The 2,745-nt window shown below is 49.7% G+C and carries 4 protein-coding genes; 2 read left to right on the top strand and 2 right to left on the bottom strand.

Annotated elements, in window-relative coordinates; genetic code table 11:
* Positions 1 to 326 (bottom strand): Fur family transcriptional regulator (locus tag OEL57_RS16015; protein ID WP_300741853.1); only part of this gene is annotated, 326 nt, incomplete at its 3' end.
* Positions 327 to 566: 240 nt separating this feature from the next.
* Here OEL57_RS16015 and OEL57_RS16020 point away from each other — a divergent pair.
* Positions 567 to 1,592 carry a hypothetical protein gene (locus OEL57_RS16020; RefSeq protein WP_300741854.1) on the top strand — a complete coding sequence of 342 codons (1,026 nt, stop codon included), beginning with the start codon at positions 567 to 569 and terminating at the stop codon, positions 1,590 to 1,592.
* Positions 1,593 to 1,608: 16 nt separating this feature from the next.
* Positions 1,609 to 2,436, top strand: coding sequence for an OmpA family protein (locus tag OEL57_RS16025; RefSeq protein WP_300741855.1), 828 nt, complete (start codon positions 1,609 to 1,611; stop codon positions 2,434 to 2,436).
* Between the two features lie 166 nt (positions 2,437 to 2,602).
* Here the strand turns inward: OEL57_RS16025 and OEL57_RS16030 are convergent, their stop codons facing one another.
* Positions 2,603 to 2,719 carry a type II toxin-antitoxin system PemK/MazF family toxin gene (locus OEL57_RS16030; RefSeq protein ID WP_331489754.1) on the bottom strand — a complete coding sequence of 39 codons (117 nt, stop codon included), beginning with the start codon at positions 2,717 to 2,719 and terminating at the stop codon, positions 2,603 to 2,605.
* Between the last annotated feature and the right edge of the window lie 26 nt (positions 2,720 to 2,745).

A 2,745-nucleotide genomic window follows, 5' to 3' on the forward strand; every position in this document is an offset into this window, starting at 1 on the left:
TCCTCAAACTCAATAATGGCATTACAGCCGGTACAGATCAGGTGATCATGATGTTCACCCACCAGCTGATGTTCATAGCGGGTCTGACCATCGGGCAGCATCATCTCGCGGGCCAGTCCGGCCTCAACAAACAGCTTCAGGGTTCGATAGACCGTGGCCTGACCGATACCGGGCTGGGAGGCCTTTACCTTCAGATACAGCTCTTCAACACTTAAATGTTCATGGGTAGAAAGAAAGACATCCAGAATAACATCACGTTGACGGGTTGAACGCAGCCCTTGCCGGGCGGCAAAGGCATTAAACGTCTTTTTCTTTTCCAGGATCATGGCACGCCCCCATCTGACTTTTGTTATCAATAACAGAATGGACATGCAGGGGTCAAGGCTTTATGAAAACGACTTTCAGTAACTTGATACAGATCAATAAAGTTGGTGCAAGGCTTGATATACACCACTCCTAAACGGACGGACTTTTTACACAACTGACGTTGCGTAAAAACAAAATTATTGTAGACTTCCTTCCTGATGAAAATATTTCAATCATACCTATCAGCAGGTTATAAAAACATGCGTTCAATAACAACCGTACTCATCCTGTTGCTTCTCCTGACGGCTCCCCACGCATTTGCAGACGAGGCCTCCAAATTCCTGCTTGATAAGCCGGGAAAATGGATGCTTCAATGCTCAAAACAAGCCAAAACAGCTGATGAAATCCAGTTTAATAAAAATGTCACCGCACTGGCCGAATGGTTCAGGAGCAACACCCCGTTACTTTCCTCCCCCAAGGGATATAACCTGAAGACCTTCATCACCGGCTCATGGGACAACCACTATCGTCTGTCCAGAGCCAATTACGGTTTACGGGCGGATATGACCTTCTATTTTCATCTTTTTCTCAAAAACGGAAAGATCTGGACCGCTGAACTCCCTTCTGCATCCTACTACAGCTTTCAGATCAACTCCACCCAGGCTGGAACCGGTAGCCACGGCAGCTTTTCCTACTTCAACAATCTCAAAGACGACCCCAAAAAAGAGAACAGCATCAACGCTGCAGCCGCCGGAATGGATGCTATCAGGGTAGCATTTCCCTTCAGGGAAGAGCTTGCGCCCGGTGTTCACATCTACGAAAATCCCGGCAGCTCCGGCTACACCATCGTCGTATTCAATCCCCGGCGGCCGGCCTACTGGATTCCGGTTACCGTCAAGGAAATGGCCGCCAGATATCTGGAGTATTACTCACTACGGCCTTCAGACCAGATCCTGCTGCAGGAACTGAAAAAAGAGCTTGCGCAGATTCCGGCAAACGAGCTGAACACTCCGGCTTACACGGGGCACGATACCAACATTGTCTTCAGGATCAACGGCAAAAATATGGGACTGCCACTTGTGCGTTTCAACCCGGACTACTGGGATCGCACCCTGCCGCCATCAACCATACAGTACATGACCTTCTGGTATCCGCAGATGTCTGGCGAGGCCATGGAAGAACATCTTAAGAGATTCGGCTACCCGGTTCGCTCCCAGATGCTGGTCAATCAGATCAACTGGGGCGCCGTAACAGAACGTATCAGGAACAAGCAGACATCACACTGACAAGGGAGAGAGAAAAATGAAAAAACTGGTTTTATGTATCCTCATGATCACGCTTTGGGCGCCCATCACGGCCCTTGCAGAACCCGATGCAGATGGCTGCAAGGACCATCCTCTTTTCACCCGCATGAAAGGCTACTCCATTGAAGGCTGCGAAACCACCTTTGCCCAGGCCATGATCATGATCGAGGATGATCCTGAATCAAAAAAGAATCCCAGGCCGGAAGGAAACCGCACCCAGCTTCGCTACGCCTTCACCAATTCAGCAGGCACAGCGCCAAGCTATCTGCAAATCCGCCGTAACTACCAGAATGCCGCAAAAACCCTGAACGCCAAGATCCTGGTGGATCGTGAACGGTATACGGCCATGCGTATCAGCAGAAAAGGTCAGACTGTTTTTATCGGGATTGAACTCTTCAATGACGGCCGCAACATGACCCTGACTGTACTTGAGCAAGAGGCGATGCAGCAGGAAGTAACTGCAGACATCATCTGGCAAAATCTCTCAAAAGACGGCTTCATGAGTCTGTACATCAATTTTGACACCAACAAGGCCACCATCAAACCTGATTCACTTCAGATAATCGATCAGATAACCCAGCTGATGAAAGACAAACCGGGACTGAAGCTCTCCATTGAAGGACACACTGACAACACCGGCAACGCAGCAGCCAACAAGACCTTGTCCCTCAACCGCTCAAAGGCAGTGGTAAAAGCCCTGACAGGCCAGGGAATAGCCGTCTCACGGCTCAGCGCCGCAGGCTGGGGTCAGGAGCGCCCGGTTGCCGACAACCGTACTGAAGACGGACGGGCAAAAAACAGGCGGGTGGAGATTGTGAAAAAATAGGAGGAGAGGCATCACACCTGATGTGGATTGATGAAATCTGACCCCCAACGTGGGTAGTATTGATCCATCCCCGCGGGTGCGGGGATGGACTTATTACAGTCATCTAAAATCACAGTCAATTTTCAAAGCCCCAAATACCACCAATTTCTGGACGTTAAAAGTGACGTTAATCAACCAGCATCTCTTTGAGCACAGCTTTTACCTTATGCGACTGCTGGGCCGTTATATTGCCCAGCTCTTTCACCAGCCGCTTCCGGTCCACCGTACGAATCTGATCAAGCACAATCCATGCTTGTTTACCTGTAAAGC

Origin of the sequence: Trichlorobacter sp. (assembly GCF_030247655.1) — a bacterium.
Taxonomy (GTDB): Bacteria; Desulfobacterota; Desulfuromonadia; order Geobacterales; family Pseudopelobacteraceae; genus Trichlorobacter.